The organism is Georgenia satyanarayanai, assembly GCF_023715365.1.
In the GTDB taxonomy this organism is placed as follows: domain Bacteria; phylum Actinomycetota; class Actinomycetes; order Actinomycetales; family Actinomycetaceae; genus Oceanitalea; species Oceanitalea satyanarayanai_B.
The window spans coordinates 1-508 of record NZ_JAMBNZ010000054.1 but is presented as its reverse complement, the minus strand read 5'-3'; the positions used below and the strand labels follow the sequence as shown (position 1 = coordinate 508).

Genomic DNA, 508 nt, shown 5'->3' with positions numbered 1-508 from the left:
ACGGATCATTTCAAGGACAACCCGCTAGGGCGTCAGTCAGTGGCAGAGTCAGACCCCCGCCGAGGCACTCCCATCATCAACGTCAGTGGTCGGTCATAGCCTTGGAGGTAGGACGGCAGAGCAGTCGAAAGCCCGCAGAGGGGGTGGGTCGGTGAGCAGCATCGATGGCTTCGACCCGCACGCTGCCTGGCTCGAGGACCCCTACACCCGCGAGCCGATCGGTGAGCAGTCTGCCCGTCGTCTGCAGGAGCTGTGGGCGCAGGAGGAGGACGCGGCCGATGTGTTCCTCGATGCCGGGGACAGGCCGCCACCGTCGACGATCACCGACGAGCAGCCGAGCTTCGAGTCGCGCCAGCCGGTGTCGGCCGAGGCGCTGGCGGGCATGGCGCCCGATGGTCAGCTCCTCGCCGAGCTGGAGGACATCGACCCTGGCGAGGTGGATGAGTACTACCTCGTGGAGATGGCCGCCGGCTACCAGCGCATCGCCGCGTGGGCCACCGCCAAGCTC

General features: G+C 67.5%; 1 protein-coding gene. It reads left to right on the top strand.

All coding sequences use genetic code 11. From position 1 onward, the window contains the following. Nucleotides 1-151: 151 nt before the first annotated feature. On the top strand, nucleotides 152-508 hold a 357-nt coding region (locus tag M3148_RS16985), incomplete at its 3' end, for a hypothetical protein (protein ID WP_251305909.1).